Source organism: Emticicia aquatilis (assembly GCF_014644295.1).
In the GTDB taxonomy this organism is placed as follows: domain Bacteria; phylum Bacteroidota; class Bacteroidia; order Cytophagales; family Spirosomataceae; genus Emticicia; species Emticicia aquatilis.
The window spans coordinates 583861-598908 of sequence record NZ_BMKK01000003.1; the positions used below are offsets into that span (position 1 = coordinate 583861).

Annotated in this window: 11 protein-coding genes; 2 read left to right on the forward strand and 9 right to left on the reverse strand. The window is 40.4% G+C overall.

Going from position 1 to position 15048, the window contains the following annotated elements; genetic code table 11:
- Positions 1 to 120 precede the first annotated feature (120 nt).
- Positions 121 to 1230 (forward strand): DEAD/DEAH box helicase, encoded by a 1110-nt coding sequence (locus IEX65_RS09765; RefSeq protein ID WP_188765859.1) that lies wholly within the window; start codon positions 121 to 123, stop codon positions 1228 to 1230.
- A gap of 91 nt (positions 1231 to 1321) precedes the next feature.
- Here IEX65_RS09765 and IEX65_RS09770 read toward each other — a convergent pair whose 3' ends face one another.
- From IEX65_RS09770 to IEX65_RS09810, 9 genes are all read right to left on the reverse strand, one after another.
- Positions 1322 to 2212 (reverse strand): hydroxypyruvate isomerase family protein, encoded by an 891-nt coding sequence (locus IEX65_RS09770; protein ID WP_188765860.1) that lies wholly within the window; start codon positions 2210 to 2212, stop codon positions 1322 to 1324.
- 362 nt (positions 2213 to 2574) lie between these two features.
- The gene (locus tag IEX65_RS09775) at positions 2575 to 3843 is read right to left on the reverse strand and encodes a beta-1,2-mannosidase (RefSeq protein WP_188765861.1); all 1269 of its coding nucleotides are present in this window, start codon (positions 3841 to 3843) and stop codon (positions 2575 to 2577) included.
- Between the two features lie 218 nt (positions 3844 to 4061).
- Complete coding sequence (locus tag IEX65_RS09780) at positions 4062 to 5066, reverse strand: bifunctional heptose 7-phosphate kinase/heptose 1-phosphate adenyltransferase (RefSeq protein WP_188765862.1); 1005 nt, start codon at positions 5064 to 5066, stop codon at positions 4062 to 4064.
- Between the two features lie 10 nt (positions 5067 to 5076).
- Entirely contained in the window at positions 5077 to 5493 is a 417-nt protein-coding gene (locus tag IEX65_RS09785; protein ID WP_188765863.1) for a putative toxin-antitoxin system toxin component, PIN family, read from the reverse strand.
- Complete coding sequence (locus IEX65_RS09790) at positions 5490 to 5717, reverse strand: DUF8507 family protein (RefSeq protein WP_188765864.1); 228 nt, start codon at positions 5715 to 5717, stop codon at positions 5490 to 5492. The genes IEX65_RS09785 and IEX65_RS09790 overlap by 4 nt, the downstream gene beginning before the upstream one ends.
- Before the next feature lie 203 nt (positions 5718 to 5920).
- Positions 5921 to 7144: a DUF2264 domain-containing protein gene (locus tag IEX65_RS09795; RefSeq protein ID WP_188765865.1), complete on the reverse strand. Its 1224-nt coding sequence runs from the start codon at positions 7142 to 7144 to the stop codon at positions 5921 to 5923.
- 25 nt (positions 7145 to 7169) lie between these two features.
- Positions 7170 to 8549: an alpha-L-fucosidase gene (locus IEX65_RS09800; RefSeq protein ID WP_188765866.1), complete on the reverse strand. Its 1380-nt coding sequence runs from the start codon at positions 8547 to 8549 to the stop codon at positions 7170 to 7172.
- A 154-nt stretch (positions 8550 to 8703) separates the two neighbouring features.
- A complete protein-coding gene (locus IEX65_RS09805) occupies positions 8704 to 9750 on the reverse strand; it encodes an isoaspartyl peptidase/L-asparaginase family protein (RefSeq protein ID WP_188765867.1) in 1047 nt (348 codons plus the stop codon).
- A gap of 196 nt (positions 9751 to 9946) precedes the next feature.
- Complete coding sequence (locus tag IEX65_RS09810) at positions 9947 to 11194, reverse strand: ROK family transcriptional regulator (protein ID WP_188765868.1); 1248 nt, start codon at positions 11192 to 11194, stop codon at positions 9947 to 9949.
- Positions 11195 to 11598: 404 nt separating this feature from the next.
- Between IEX65_RS09810 and IEX65_RS09815 the strand changes: the two genes are divergently transcribed.
- A complete protein-coding gene (locus IEX65_RS09815; protein WP_188765869.1) occupies positions 11599 to 15000 on the forward strand; it encodes a DUF7133 domain-containing protein in 3402 nt (1133 codons plus the stop codon).
- Positions 15001 to 15048 lie beyond the last annotated feature (48 nt).

Here is a 15048-nt window from a genome sequence, read left to right on the forward strand (position 1 = left end):
TAAAGTTAAGGTTTTGTTGTAAAAAAGCCAATAAATTGATTTGAACTATTGATTTTCGGCTGAAATCGCATCGTTGCCTTATTTTCCGTACCTTTGTGGCTCAAATAATACAAAAGAGTTTTGGAAACATTCAAACAAATCGGTGTTTCGGAGAATTTGATTAAGGCTTTGGCCGAAATGAAAATCACGAAGCCTACCGAAATTCAAGCAAAAGCAATTCCGTTTTTGCTCAAAAATACATCTGATTTTATTGGCCAAGCTCAAACGGGTACAGGAAAAACCGTTGCCTTTGGTATTCCGCTTTTGCAGCGAATCAAACCCAACGACAAGCACATTCAGGCTTTGATTTTGTCGCCTACACGTGAGCTTTGTCAGCAAATAGCCAAGCAAATTTTCAAGATGACCAAATACACCGACAAAGTGTTTTCGGAAGCAGTGTATGGTGGTGAAAAAATAGACATTCAGATTCGTAATCTTCAACGTCCGACGCAAATTTTGGTAGCAACTCCAGGGCGTCTGACCGATTTATTGGCCAGAGAAGCCGTTGATTTAACCCACGTCCGAACCGTAATTTTAGACGAAGCCGACGAAATGCTAAGCATGGGTTTTAAAGATGATTTAGATAAAATCTTGAATAAAGTTCATAAAAACAGCAATACGTGGTTGTTTTCGGCAACCTTGCCCGACGACCTCCGTTGGCTGATTATGAAGTATATGTCGCCCGACACGCAGACGATTCAAGTAAGTAAAACTGAAGTAGTTAATGGATTAATCGAGCATCAGTTTTTTATCTGTGAACTCAACCAAAAGTTCGATTATTTAGTGCAATTCTTGCAGTCGCAAGGGGCGGCACGAGGCATTGTTTTTTGTCGAACAAAGGCTGATGTTGAGGTAGTTACGAGAAAACTGATAGGTAAACATTTTGCTGCTGAGGCTATTCACGGAGACTTGGAACAACGTGACCGTGAGAAAGTAATGCGGGCTTTCAAAAACAAAAAAGTACAGATTTTGGTAGCGACCGATATTGCCGCTCGTGGCATTGATATTGAAGCATTGGCCTACGTGGCTCATTATCAATTACCTGACCAAATGGAGTATTACACGCACCGAAGCGGTCGTACGGCTCGTGCAGGCAAGCGAGGAATTTCGATTGCTTTCGTAACTCGTGATGACCTAAAAATGATTAAAGAGATTGAAAAGAAGCTGAATATTAAGTTTACGAAGATATAAGTTAGTCCACGGACGATAGTCAATAGACGACAGTAATCAGTATTGATTTCAAACTAACAACTGTGGTCTATCGACTATTGACCGTGGACTATCAAGCAATATCACAAATCGTAACACCTTGTTTGAGCGATGCGAGAGCATCTGGGCGTTTTGGTACGAATTCTTGTCCGACAAAGCCTTTGTAGCCTGTTTCTACAATTGCACGCATGATGGCTGGGTAATTTAGCTCTTGTGTATCATCAATTTCAGCACGACCTGGTACACCGCCCGTATGGTAGTGCGAGAAATATTTGTGAGATTTTTTAATCGTTGCGATTACGTCGCCTTCCATGATTTGCATATGGTAAATATCATAAAGCAATTTGAATCTGTCGGAGCCAACTTTATCGCACAAAGCAATTCCCCATTTGGTAGTATCGCACATATAATCTTTGTGGTTTACTTTACTATTGAGCAATTCCATCGTTACGGTAATGCCATATTTTTCGGCCGAAGGCATTAATCTTTTTAAGCCAATTGCACAATTTTCGAGTCCTTGTTCGTCCGACATCCCTCTACGATTTCCCGAAAAACAGATAACTTTATCTAAACCTGCTTCTTTTAATTTAGGGAAGATTTCTTCGTAGCTTTTTACCAATTCATCGTGTAGTTTGAGGTCATTAAAACCATCGTTGATGCCTTTTCCTGCTCCCCATGGCATGGCACAAGTTAGGCCGTATTTTTTCAAAATCGGCCATTCTTCGGGGCCTTGCAGCTCGATTGATTTGATTCCCATCGCAACGGCTGCTTTGCAAAGGTCTTCCAGTGGCGTTTTGGCATAACACCAACGACAAACCGAGTGATTGATTTTACCGTTGAGGTCGGCACCGAGTGCTTTTTCGTTGGCTGCGAAAACCTCGTTGAATGTCATCGGAGAAAATGCTACTGCTGTGCCACCAATAATATTTTTGAGTGCCGAGCGGCGTGATGAATTAGTATTCATTATTTGTAAGGTTTTGATTGAATGATTGAGCGGGGAAATTAATGAAATTGTTTGAATCTACCCTCATGTAGTTGGGAATAAAGTGTGTTAGGTAACTTTCCTATTAAAATATTCAGTCATTAGTCCATAGGACTTCAATATTGGTAAAAACAATGATGGAGTCAGTTTTCAGAATGCCGTAGGTATTCAACCTCTTCGTTTATTTGTTGAATACCTACGGCATTCTTGTAGGATTTATTCGGTTTATGCTACCGATATAAAAGTCCTATGGACTAAAAGGCTATGGTTTCATATATTTTTCTTGTCCCAACAATCTAACTGGAAAGTTATCTATGTGAGATTATACGAACCTATGAACCTATCTATTCCCCCAACAATTTATTCAATCTCACCACCGACTGCACCATTGCTCGCACATCGTGGTAGTTGATTTTCCATGAATGGCTCATGTGTCGCCAAATTGGTTCGCCTTGGCGAGTCATCAATGGCCACCATTCGCCTACTTTATGATTAATCATTTTATCGAATACAAAACGGTGAATATTTACGTAAGCATCCCAATATTTTTCGTCTTTTAAGTATCGGTAAGCATCAAGCATTCCGATAAGCATTTCGGCTTGTTGCCAAAACTCTTTTTCTCGGTCATAAACTTCACCAGCGTGTGAGCCTTCCACATAAACCCCACCAAATTCCCAGTCAACACCATTATCAACCGAATGGCTAAATGATTTCTGTATTTGGTCATGATGAATATCATACTGCAATTTCAGAATATCGAGAGCGTGCATGAGTAGCCACGCAAACTCGGCATTGTGTCCGTAGCTCGTATTGTCTTCGGCAGCGGCTTTTTGTCCATCTTCGCTAAATCTGTCCCAACCCCAAACGATGTCGAATTTGATTTGTGGAGCAACCGACCAATCAGCCCAAAACTGCGGAATACCTGTTCCGTATTTCGGGTGCATGATTTTCTTGGTCAGCAATTCGATGGATTCCAATAATTTACGGCGGTGTACTTGCTTGCCCGTGCATTCGTAGAGCGTTGTGAAAGCTTCCATGAGGTGCATGTGGGCATCGAGGGTTTTGCGGTCACCACCTGCTGGGCCTGCACCTTTCAAATCCCAGTTTCGATGGAACATTTCCCAATAGCCACCGTAATGTGTATCAACCACGTGTTTTTGAAGCAAATCGAATACTTTTTCGGCATATTCTTGGCCACGAGGGTCACCAGTAGCGAGAGTGTATTCGCTCAGACTATAAATAGCGAAACTGTGTCCGTAAACGATTTTTTCGTCAATGACTACTTCGCCTTTGCGGTTCATCATCCAATAAAAACCGCCGTGTTCTTCGTCCCACATTTTATTGAGCAAAAAATCTACACCATGACGAGCCATTTCGGCCAGTTTTCCACCGCCATACCCCGCACGATGTGCCGAAGAATAAGTGAAAACCGAACGAGATTGAGCAATTAACGATTTTTCGTCTTCGCCCGAATCATTGCCAAATTCATCGAAATGTGTCAGAAAACCACCGTATTCGTTGTCAACGGTGCGGGAAATCCAGAAAGGTAAAAGGCCATTGTTGAGGTAAGCGACGATTTCGTCTCGCAGCTCTCGGGCATGAGAAGGATTCATGTTGAATAGTTTTTTATAGAGGTTGAATGTTTAAGAACGTTGAATTGGTCAAGGATTTTTCTCAGCCTTACTTTTTTTTGAAAAAAAGTAACAAAAAAACACGAATCTTACAATCACCTCTTGAGAAATTTGGCAAATATTTTGAAAGAACTAATAAAATTTATGAACCAAATTTCTCAAACGGCGTGTAAGATTCATATAAGGAAGTAATATGTAGTTTATTTATTCTGTTGTTCTAAAATCTCATCCAAAGTAGCCGTGCCTGTTTGGTTTAATTTCTGGACCGTTACGGCGGCTGCTAAGTTAGCGATTTCGAGCGATTGAGTGATGTTTGCTCCCGTGCCTCTACTGGCCGAAAATGCTGCCACAACTGTATCGCCCGCACCAACGGTATCGAGTTCGGTGTTTAGCTGTAATGCTTTTACACTTTGTGTTTCGGTTGGACTGATGTACGAAATACCGTGTTCGCCTCTTGTAATTAAGAGCGAGCCACCAATTTTTTCGAGTAGCGTTTGTGCGTGTGAAATGCAAGCTATCTCGTCAGCTTCTTCGATGGTTGAAATGCCTACTAATCGAGCCAGTTCTTCTGTGTTTACTTTTAACAAAATGTTTTTTATATGAAGTCCGTATGCTCGTAAATCAGCTACAAAAAGGCAATTCTGGAACTTCGATAAAGTATCATTTAATCGCTGAATGCGTTGAGGTGTAAGTAATGGATTTGGAAATTGTTGGTTGATAATCAGTACGTTAAGACCAGGTAGTGCTGATTCGATTGCTTCGAGGATTTCCTCAAAAACGGCTTCAGAAAGTGTATTGTGTGTGCCAAAATCCAGCCGATTTTCTTCACCATTGACTGACATCGGTTTGGTATAAGTGCAAGTATCCCAACCGCTCTGAATCGTTTTGAGATTTGTTGTATCAACATTCAGTTTTTGAAATAAATGTTGCATCTCTCGACCATAAATATCATTGCCCATACAGCCAAAAACCTGTAGGTTTTCTACGCCCAAAGCAGCCAAGTTTTGCACCACATTTCCTGCTGCACCGAGCGATGTTTTGGGTTTAACTCCCCAAAAAACCTCTTTGCCAGTTTCAACTGAAAACTCTTGGGTTTGCTGATTGATTCCGTAGTAAAAATCAACGGCAAAATCACCAATCACACCTACTTTTAAGTGCTTAATTTGTTGGAAAATTTCCTTTATTTCGGTGGGTTGGATGGGCATGTTTTGATTTTCAAGTGTAAACATTTTCAATAACTTTCTTAAATTCTTGGATTGTTATTGCTTGTACTTTGGGGAAAGTAATGTTATGAAGTATCTTAAAGTGCTTATCATTGGTAATAATATAGTCGGCATTTGAGGCTATGGCAACATCTATGAACTTATTATCGTCTTTGTCTTCTTCTATGAGTTGCCATTTGTAAAAGGCTTCTGTTTGTTCGGTGAGTGGTAAATTTAACAATTCATCTAAAACTATTTCAGCAAAATATTCTGAGTAAAACCAAGCTAATTTTTCTTCATACTCTTCAATAATTTCATTGGATAGAATCAGAACTAATTTGTCATTTCGTAGCATTTCATACAGCCACCTTTCTGACGACCGCTTGGGGACGATGGCTAACAGAATGTTGGTATCAATCAAAATTCTCATTTATAAGGTATGCGTAAATGAGTGTTTAGTAAATCGTCAATGGTTTGTTGGGACATGCCTTTTTCATCCCAAAGTTTTTCTGATTCGGCATCTACCTTTTGGGCGTAATAATTTGATAATAACGATTTTATTGCCGCCAAATCTTGTTCGTCCATCGGACGAGCAAACATCTTGAGCAAATGCAACTGCACGGCATTGAGTTTGGTTGATTGAGGTGCTGCCATTTTATTTGTTTTTTACAAATTTATAGGTTTTTTGTTTCTTATACTAATTGGTTTTTGAGAGATTTTGTATTAACTCAGAGATGTTTAGTTTGCTAAAAAATTTGTTTTATTTCGGGGAATTAAAGGTGAATGAAGGCTAATGTTCGTTGAAAAGATTCAAGATTGAGTACTAAATAATTTTAGCATTAAGCACCATTTTCTCTTCAATCCACATGCCCATCTTTCTTGAAAGGCTTTCCACTCCAGGCTTTTTTTGAGGTCCATTCTGCTGCGGGAGAAGTCCAAAATGGGTGGGAGGCGGGTAAACCCAGTGGTAAAAATCCGAAAGTGCAGAGATACAAACTACCAGTCGATATATAAGGCTCAGCAATATCGGTTTGATGACCTGCAAAGCCCAATTGTAGCCAGCCTTTGGCATCATCGAATGTACCTTCGGCTTCAAATTGATTTTGCATCACTTTTGTCAAGGCACAACGCACTTGGGCAGGCTGAATATAGCTTGATAGATTATTGTTTAAAGCTACCAAAGCAAGCACATGAAATGCCCCAACTCGATAGGCTATTGAACGTCCGATTGGTGGATAAGTACCTTCGGGAGAAATGAAACGCTCTTGGTGTTCGGCATAGCGAATCATGCGTTTCATGGCCAAATCGTAGTCTTCTTTCTTGGTGAGTTTGTTTTCTACCATTACCTGCAAAACTTCTACGAGCATCGGGTGAATGACAAACGAATTATAATAATCCATCGCAAAACTTGGCCCATCGCCATAGATGCCGTCGCCGTAGTACCATTCTGGTATTTTCTTGAGAGCGTAATCAATGCGAGCTGGGTCATACTCTTCGCCAATTTTTAGTAAAAAAGCCTCGGTCATTGCCGAAAATAATAGCCAATTGCTGTAATAAGCCTTACGATTACGTAGCGATTTGAATTCTTCTACAAAACGCTTTTTTGTTACATCATCAAGTGGGTCCCAGAGTTTGGTTTTTGCTCGTAGAAACCCCTGTGCTAAGAAAGCCGCATCAACTAAAGGCTGCATATCTTTTCTAAAATTCAGATAATCAGCACTTTGTGGATTGACCATGTTTTTCAATCCTTTGAGCAAATCTTCACGCAAGGTTTTGCGGAGTTTTCCTTCGTCGGTATTATCATCTTCAAGAGTCAACCACGGAGAAATTCCCGAAACGGTTCGACCAACAGCCTCCAAATGCGATACTGGAAACTCTCTTTTGTAAGCATTTGGTCCAGTTTCAATGGGCATATTTTTAACCAAAGTTTCTTGGGCTAAATTATGCACAACTGGATACGAGATTTTGTAAAGCAACTTACTCCAATAAGCTCTATTTTGCTCGCCAGTTTCGGTACTTTGAGCGAAGATAATTAAACCTTGTAGCAGCAAAAATGCTGTAAAAACTATTGTCTTTTTCATCGAATAATCAGTAAGAAGGTGCAAATTAAAGGGCGTTTTCTATCTCGAAAGTCCAAGCATATTGACAAGGAATATTGCTTGGGTTTACGGGTGGAGTCATGATAATTAGTGTGCCATTTTTATAGCTAAATTTTACTTCACCTTTGTAGCCCAAAAGGCTTACTTTGCTCGGTTTTGCTACGTTTTGAACCGTTATCACCTCTTCCCACTTACGACTGATAGCGTATAAATTTTTTCCTTTTTGCGTAAAATAAAGTGTCGATTCTTTGGTGTAGGCGGGTGCTTTTGCCCATTTTCGAGAGCCATAAATGGCATTGCCGTTTACCTTTAGCCACGAACCAATTTCGTGTAAACGCTCTTGCATAATTACGGGAATCGTGCCATCGGCGGCTGGCCCAATATTAAGCAAAAGATTACCTCCTTTGGCCACAATATCAATCAACTGATGTACCAACGATTCGCCAGTTTGGTAGCTATCAAGATTTTCGTTGCGGTTATAGCCAAACGATTCACCCATGCCTCTGCATTCTTCCCACGGACGCTGAAAACCACCCGTTGTTTCGGTATTGTCGGTTCCGCCATGACCGTATTCGGAAGTGGCAAAACTGCCGTGTTTGCTCTTTGTATCATTTCCCCAACGGTCATTTACCACGATATTATCTTTTACGGTTGGATTATTAAAAAGCCACGCTAAAAACTCCTCACTTTTCCAAGTTTTGGCTGGGTGGTCCCATTCGCCGTCTGTCCATAAAATATCTGGCTGATAGCGAGTTACAAGGTCTTTCATTTGCGGCAACATTCGCTCATTGACGTACTGATGTACATCGCTTTTGTAAGTTGGGTTAAACCATTCATAGAGCGAATAGTAATACCCCATTTTGAGGTTTTTGGCTCTGACAGATTTCATTAAATCGCCCGCCAAATCTCGATGAGGCCCAACATCTACGGCATTCCAGTTCCATGACTCTTTGCTTGGCCAAAGCGTAAAACCTTCGTGGTGTTTCGAGGTCAGAACCACATATTTTGCACCTGCTTGTTCAAAAATAGTTGCCCAATCATCGGGTTGGAAAAGCTCAGCCTTAAAGCCCTGCACAAAATCTTGATAACTTTTATCTCCGTAGTTTTTCTTGTGAAAGGCCGTGAATTCGGGGTGAATTTTCAGATTTGGAGCGAAAAGACGTTGCCAATACCATTCGGCGTAACCGCTACCAAAGCCATCAGCGTTTGATTTTGTGGCCCACGCTGGCACCGAATAAAGTCCCCAATGAATAAAAATACCAAATTTGGCATCTTCAAACCAAGTAGGAGTGGGGCGTTGGTCGAGACTCTGCCAGTTAGGTTGATATTGGGCTTGACAGAAAATACTTGAGAACAAAAAAGCGGTAAGAATAAGGTGTTTTTTCATTTTAGGTTGATAGATAGAGGTGTTTTTTGTTGAGTGAAACTAAAATTTCATTCCAAAAGTAGCAAGCCTTCACTTAGGTAAATTTAGAGCATCTTTCTCCAAGAAAATTTCTTGATGAAAGATGCTCTATTATTTTTGATAAATTGGAAATCAATTATTTGTAGTGGCTTTTTGCCATGAAAACCTTTCCACCTTCATCGCTGGCTGTAACTGAATAGCTAAAACCTGGATTTATAGAATAGGCACCATATTCGCCAGCTTTATTGATGGCAATAAACCCAACTTGGAAGTTCTTAGCTTTTTCGGGATTGATTTTTACCAAACGCTCAATGGCACCTTTGCAGGCTTCCTCGGGCGTTTTTCCCATTCGCATCATTTCTACAACCAAGTGTGTTCCTGCAATACGAATTACTTCTTCGCCTTGACCAGATGAAACAGCCGCACCGATTTCGTTATCAACAAAAAGACCCGCACCGATAATTGGCGAATCGCCCAAACGGCCTTTCATCTTAAAACCCATTCCACTCGTGGTACAAGCCCCCGAAAGATTTCCCGAAGCATCTAAAGCAATCGTTCCCATGGTATCATGGTTGAATGAACCATCTTCAAATTTATTCGGAGCAAATGGCCCGTGACCTTCTTTCTTTTGTCCTTTGCTTTGTTGCTGCTCAATGTTCATCACGGGCTTATATTCCGATTTTTTAAGCCATTCTTTGTATGTTTTTTCGGCATCGGCCGAGAGCTTATCAGGTTCTAATTTAAAGCCATTGGCCAATGCAAATTGCTGAGCTCCTTCGCCTACCAAAAATACGTGGGGGGTAAGTTCCATCACTTTTCGAGCCACCGAAATCGGGTGTTTGATACGTTGCAAATAAGCTACTGCACCACAGTTGGCGTGTTCGTCCATTATACAGGCATCGAGCGTTACTTTTCCATCACGGTCTGGGTTTCCACCTAAGCCTACGCAGCAGTTAATAGTATCTTCGATTGAATTTGCTCCTGCCTCAACGGCGTCTAAGGCACGGCCATTTTTTTCTCGTAAAATCTTCCATGCTACTGCATTGACGGGCAAGCCACTATCCCAAGTCGAGACAACGATTGGCTTTTGTGGAGCAACAGATTTTTTGGCAAATGCTTGACTAATTGATAAAAACGGCAAACTCAGTACCGACCAATGTAAAAAGTTCCTTCTTGATTGCATAGTTTGTTGATTTGTTATTAGGGTATTGGTTTACTGGTAAATTGGTTACTGGTTAACTGGTTATTTGTGACTTATGCACTGGTAAATTGGTTATTCGCTTCGTAATGTATTAGTTTTCCAGCAACAAGTAGGAATGTTCTTAATATACCAGTAACTAATATACAAGTAACCAATTTTCCAATAACCAATCCACCAATTACGCTGTTTTTAAAAGAGATTCTACCACGTAGGCATGTACACCAAAGATTTTGGCATCTTCGCTGAGTTGCGAAATTTCGATGCTTAAATCTTCTTTGAAATCGGTCAAACAGTATTTATTAATAGCGTGTTCGATTGGATTAACGATGAGTTTTTGTGCCTTCGATAAAACCCCGTCAATAATAATAATTTGTGGGTTGAATAAATGCACCGCAATCGAAAGCCCTTTTCCGAGTTCGAGTCCGATATTATGAATGATGTCAATCGCAAAGCCATCGCCTTGTTGGGCGGCATCAATTACCATTTCGAGGTTGATATTTTCGAGCGAATCTTTGTATTCGCCGAGTTTTGAAACTTGTCCGTTTCTTAGGCCTTCTTTGATACTTTTTAGCAACGAAGAAGCCGAAGTAATGGTATCCAAACATCCTACTTTTCCGCAGCTACAAAGGACGCCATCAGGATTTACCTGAATATGCCCCAACTCGCCAGCGAAACCCGATGCACCATCAAAAATTTCGCCATTTAGTACGATTCCTAAGCCAATTCCCCAATCAACATTCACCGATAACACGTGTGATTTTCCTTTAGCCAAGCCAAAATGATACTCGCCAAAAGCCGTTGCTTTTGAATCGTTTATCACAAAAGTTGGTAAATTGAAGTGATTTTCGATGAGTTTTCCGAGTGAAGTATTCTCGCTATTGAGGCTTTTGTAGGTGTAATTGATACCCGTTTTTTTATTGACCAGTCCTGGAATCGAAACACCTAATGCAATCACTTCTCTGCCTTTCGCAATTTTTTGTTCAAGGACATTATCAACTAATTGAAAGAGGGTTTGTAAAAAAGAAGGGTTGTTTTTGAGTTGTAAATCAAATACTTGTGAAAATGCAATTTCGTTTTTGAGGTTTAAAACTGCAATGCGTGTATCGTGGGTGTTTATATCAAGTGTGAGAATAAAGTTTTTGTCGGGGTTGATACCATAAATAGCTGGTCGGCGTCCTTGCTTCGAGATTGCGAACCCAGTTTCAGAAATCCACTTTTCTTCGACGAGTTCATCAACCAAAGCGGTAATAGATGGAATACTAATATGCAGCGAATTTGAGAGTTCGGCAATCGTATTTTTGTTATTGAAGTAGAGGTCGTACAAGATGCCTTTCTTCTGTTTATTTTTCTTAATATCTACAACAGACTCACGGCTGTTTGCTTCTACTTCCATTTCGGCAATAGCTTCATTTTTAGTGATTAACATAATAGTTTAGGTAATAATAGGTTTAGTTTTGGTAAATGATTAAGCAATTTATCAAATAATTGCAAACCATTATCTTTAATTATCCTAATAATTTCAAGTTTATTTAAGATAATTTAATTGATTGACTAAAGTAAACGATATATTTTAATTAAAACAAGAAAATTGGGGTTGCAAATTAAAAAAAATTAGTATTTAATCTCTTTTTAATTAAATTATTGAATTTGTTTTGTGCAATCGTTTGTCTCGTGGGTATTTTTCATCATTTATATAGTTATACCACGAAAATAGCCATTTGGTCGAAATCTCACGTAAAAACATTTATTTACAGAATGCCAATTTGAATCAAATTGCTTATTTTTAAAGTCCAATTCTATCTTAATACTATCCAATCAATTAACAAAACTATGGTTCTAAGTAAACTCCTAAAAAGCAAACTCGTTTGGGCTTCGGCATCAACTATTTTGATTGTCTCCTGTGCTAAATTTGGGAAAAAAGAAACACCTTTGGTTATCAATGAAGACCCTACAAAGGCAGTTGCCAAGGCCAAAGAAATTCGTGAGAAAACATCAGCTAAAGTAATTGATGGCATTGAAATGACCCTTTGGGCGTCTGACTCGCTCGCACCTGACCCCGTTGCGATGTCGATTGATGACCAAGGACGAGTATATCTGATTCGTACGAATCGTCAAAAAAACTCTGAATTTGATATTCGTGGACACCGTGATTGGATGACCGAATCTATCGGACTGCAAACCGTTGAAGACCGTCGTGCATTTTTGCGTAAGACTTTCGCCCCAGAGCGTAGCAAAGAAAACGAATGGCTCAAAGACATAAACGAAGATGGAAGCCACGATTGGCACGATTTAGCCATCGAAAAAGATGAAGTTTGGCGTTTGGAAGATACAAACGGCGATGGAATTGCTGATAAATCAATGCGAGTGTTGAATGATTTCTTCGAGGAAATCACCGACGTGGCAGGCGGGCTTTTGGTACGTGGCAAAGAAATGTTTATTGGTATTGCCCCTGACCTTTGGCGAGTAAAAGACACCGATGGAGATGGTATTTTTGACAAGAAAACTTCAATAAGCCACGGTTATGGTGTGCATATTGGTTTTAGTGGACATGGGATGTCAGGCGTAACCGAAGGCCCGGATGGACGAATCTACTGGAATATTGGCGATATTGGAGCAAATATTACAACTGCCGATGGCAAAAAATTCGAGCATCCAAACTCAGGAATCATTGCTCGTTCAAACCCTGATGGCAGTGATTTTGAGATTTTTGCAGCTGGTTTACGAAATACGCACGAGTTTGTTTTTGATGAATACGGGAACTTGATTTCTTCAGATAACGATGGTGACCACCCTGGCGAAAGCGAGCGTTTGGTTCACGTAGTTGAAGGCTCTGATGCGGGTTGGCGTTCAAACTGGCAGTACGGAAAATATACTGACCCGAAAAACAATAAATTTAATGTTTGGATGGACGAAAAACTTTCTAAACCTCGTTGGGACGGTCAAGCGGCTTACATCATTCCGCCAATCATGAATTATCATAATGGCCCAACTGGTATGGTTTACAATCCAGGAACGGCTTTGGGTTCGGAATGGAAAAATAAGTATTTCTTGGTTGAGTTTGTAGGAACTCCAACTCGCTCACATATATGGTCGTTTGGTTTAAAACCAAAAGGTGCATCGTTTGTACTTGATGGTGAAAAAGACGTAGTGAGTGGAATTTTGCCAACTGGAATCAAATTTGGCCCAGATGGTGCATTATACGCTGCCGACTGGATTAATGGTTGGGATACGAAAAATTACGGAAGAGTTTGGAAATTAGATGTGACGAAAGACAAAAACGACCTCGAAGCACTCAGAAAAGAAACAAAACGCCTCATTCAGCTTGATTATACTGCACAAACTGATGCCGCACTTTACGACCTACTTTCAAATGTAGATATGCGTATCCGTCAAAAAGCACAGTTTGAACTCGCAAGTCGTGGACAAAAAGGTTTTGCTCAATTCACCAAAGCTATTGCTCAAACCAATAATCAGCTTGCTCGTATTCATGGCATTTGGGGAGTTGGACAACTGACTCGCCAAAATAAAACTTTTGCTTCGCCATTATTACCTTTGTTGAAGGATAAAGATGAGGAGATAATCGCTCAAGCAGCAAAAATCATCGGTGACGTAAAACTCGAAAACACAGGTAGTGAATTAGTGCCTTTATTGAAAAGTAAAAATCCAAGAATTCAGTTTTATGCAGCTGAGGCATTGGGCAGAATCGCTTACCAAGATGCAGTTACACCATTGATTCAGATGCTCGAAGCCAACAACGACGAAGACGTTTATTTGCGTCATGCGGCAGTTTTGGCACTTTCTCGCATCGGAAAAGTTGAGCCAATTGTGGCTTTGGCCAATAACCCAAGTAAAGCACTTCGCACAGCTGCGGTTTTGGTTTTACGCAGAATGAAAAACGATAATATCGCTCTTTTCTTGAATGATAAAGACGAATACATTGTAGCCGAAGCTGCTCGTGGTATCAACGATGATTTATCAATTCCTGCGGCCTTACCTGCTTTGGCGGCTACTTTGGCCGAAACTCGTTTTACGTCTGAGCCATTGCTTCGCCGTGCTATCAATGCGGCTTTGCGTGTGGGTTCGCCAAAAGAACTTGATTTATTGATTGCTTTCTCAACTCGTACCGATATAAAAGATAATATCAAAGCTGAGGCATTGGCTACTTTGGGAACATGGGGAAATCCATCAGTTTTGGATAGAGTGGATGGACGTTATCGTGGTGTTTTAGTGCGTGATGGTGCTTTGGTGAAAGCTAAAATTCAGCCATTTGTTGGTAATTTCTTGAAAGAAACCAATGCCGAAACGCTCGTTACGATGGCAAGTTTGTTATCGGAATTGAACATTACCGAATACAACAACGAATTGGTAAATATCTACAATAGCACTGATAATGCCAAAGTAAGAGCGGCTATTTTACCTGCCTTGAATAAACTCAAATATGCAGAATTAGAGTCGGTAATTAAGAAAGGAATGGACGATAAGGACGAAAGCGTACGAACAGTAGCCTTAAGTCTATTGAACAACGATAATGTATCGAAAGAAAGTTTGCCTACGCTCGTGAAAACAATCTTTACGAAAGGCAGCATCAGAGAGCAACAACAAATTTTGATAGTTTTGGGTAAACTAACGATTGATAAAACACAAGAAGTTTTATCGGGTTTGATTGACCAATTGAAAGAAAAGCAATTATCGCCAAATGTTTCGCTCGAACTAAAAGAAGCAGTAGAAGCTTCGGGTTCTGAGGCTCTGAAAACGAAAGTGGCTGCCATCAAACCAGGTGCCTCAATGATGGATGAATACATGGAGTCGCTTTTTGGTGGAAACCGAAATAATGGACGTAATATTTTTAATAATAACTCTACTGCTCAGTGTGTGCGTTGTCATAATATGGGCGGCGAAGGTGGCTCGGTTGGGCCAAATCTTGCGAAAATTGGTGGTACACTGACTCGTGAGCAAATCTTGCAAGCACTCATTGAGCCAAGTGCGAGACTTTCACCTGGTTACGGAACGGTTTCTTTAAAACTAAAAGACGGACAAGAGGTAACAGGAACACTCGCCAAAGAAAATGCCGAAGAATTGGTAATTACGACCTCCGATGCCGAGCCTTTGGTGATTCCAGTTTCACGCATTGCCAAACGAGAAAATATGCCATCGAGTATGCCGCCAATGGGTAGTTTACTCTCAAAACGAGAAATTCGTGATGTGGTAGAATTTTTATCGAATTTGAAATAAAAAATCAAGAAACGTTCAGTAACTTAGTTTATTGAACGTTTCTTTTTT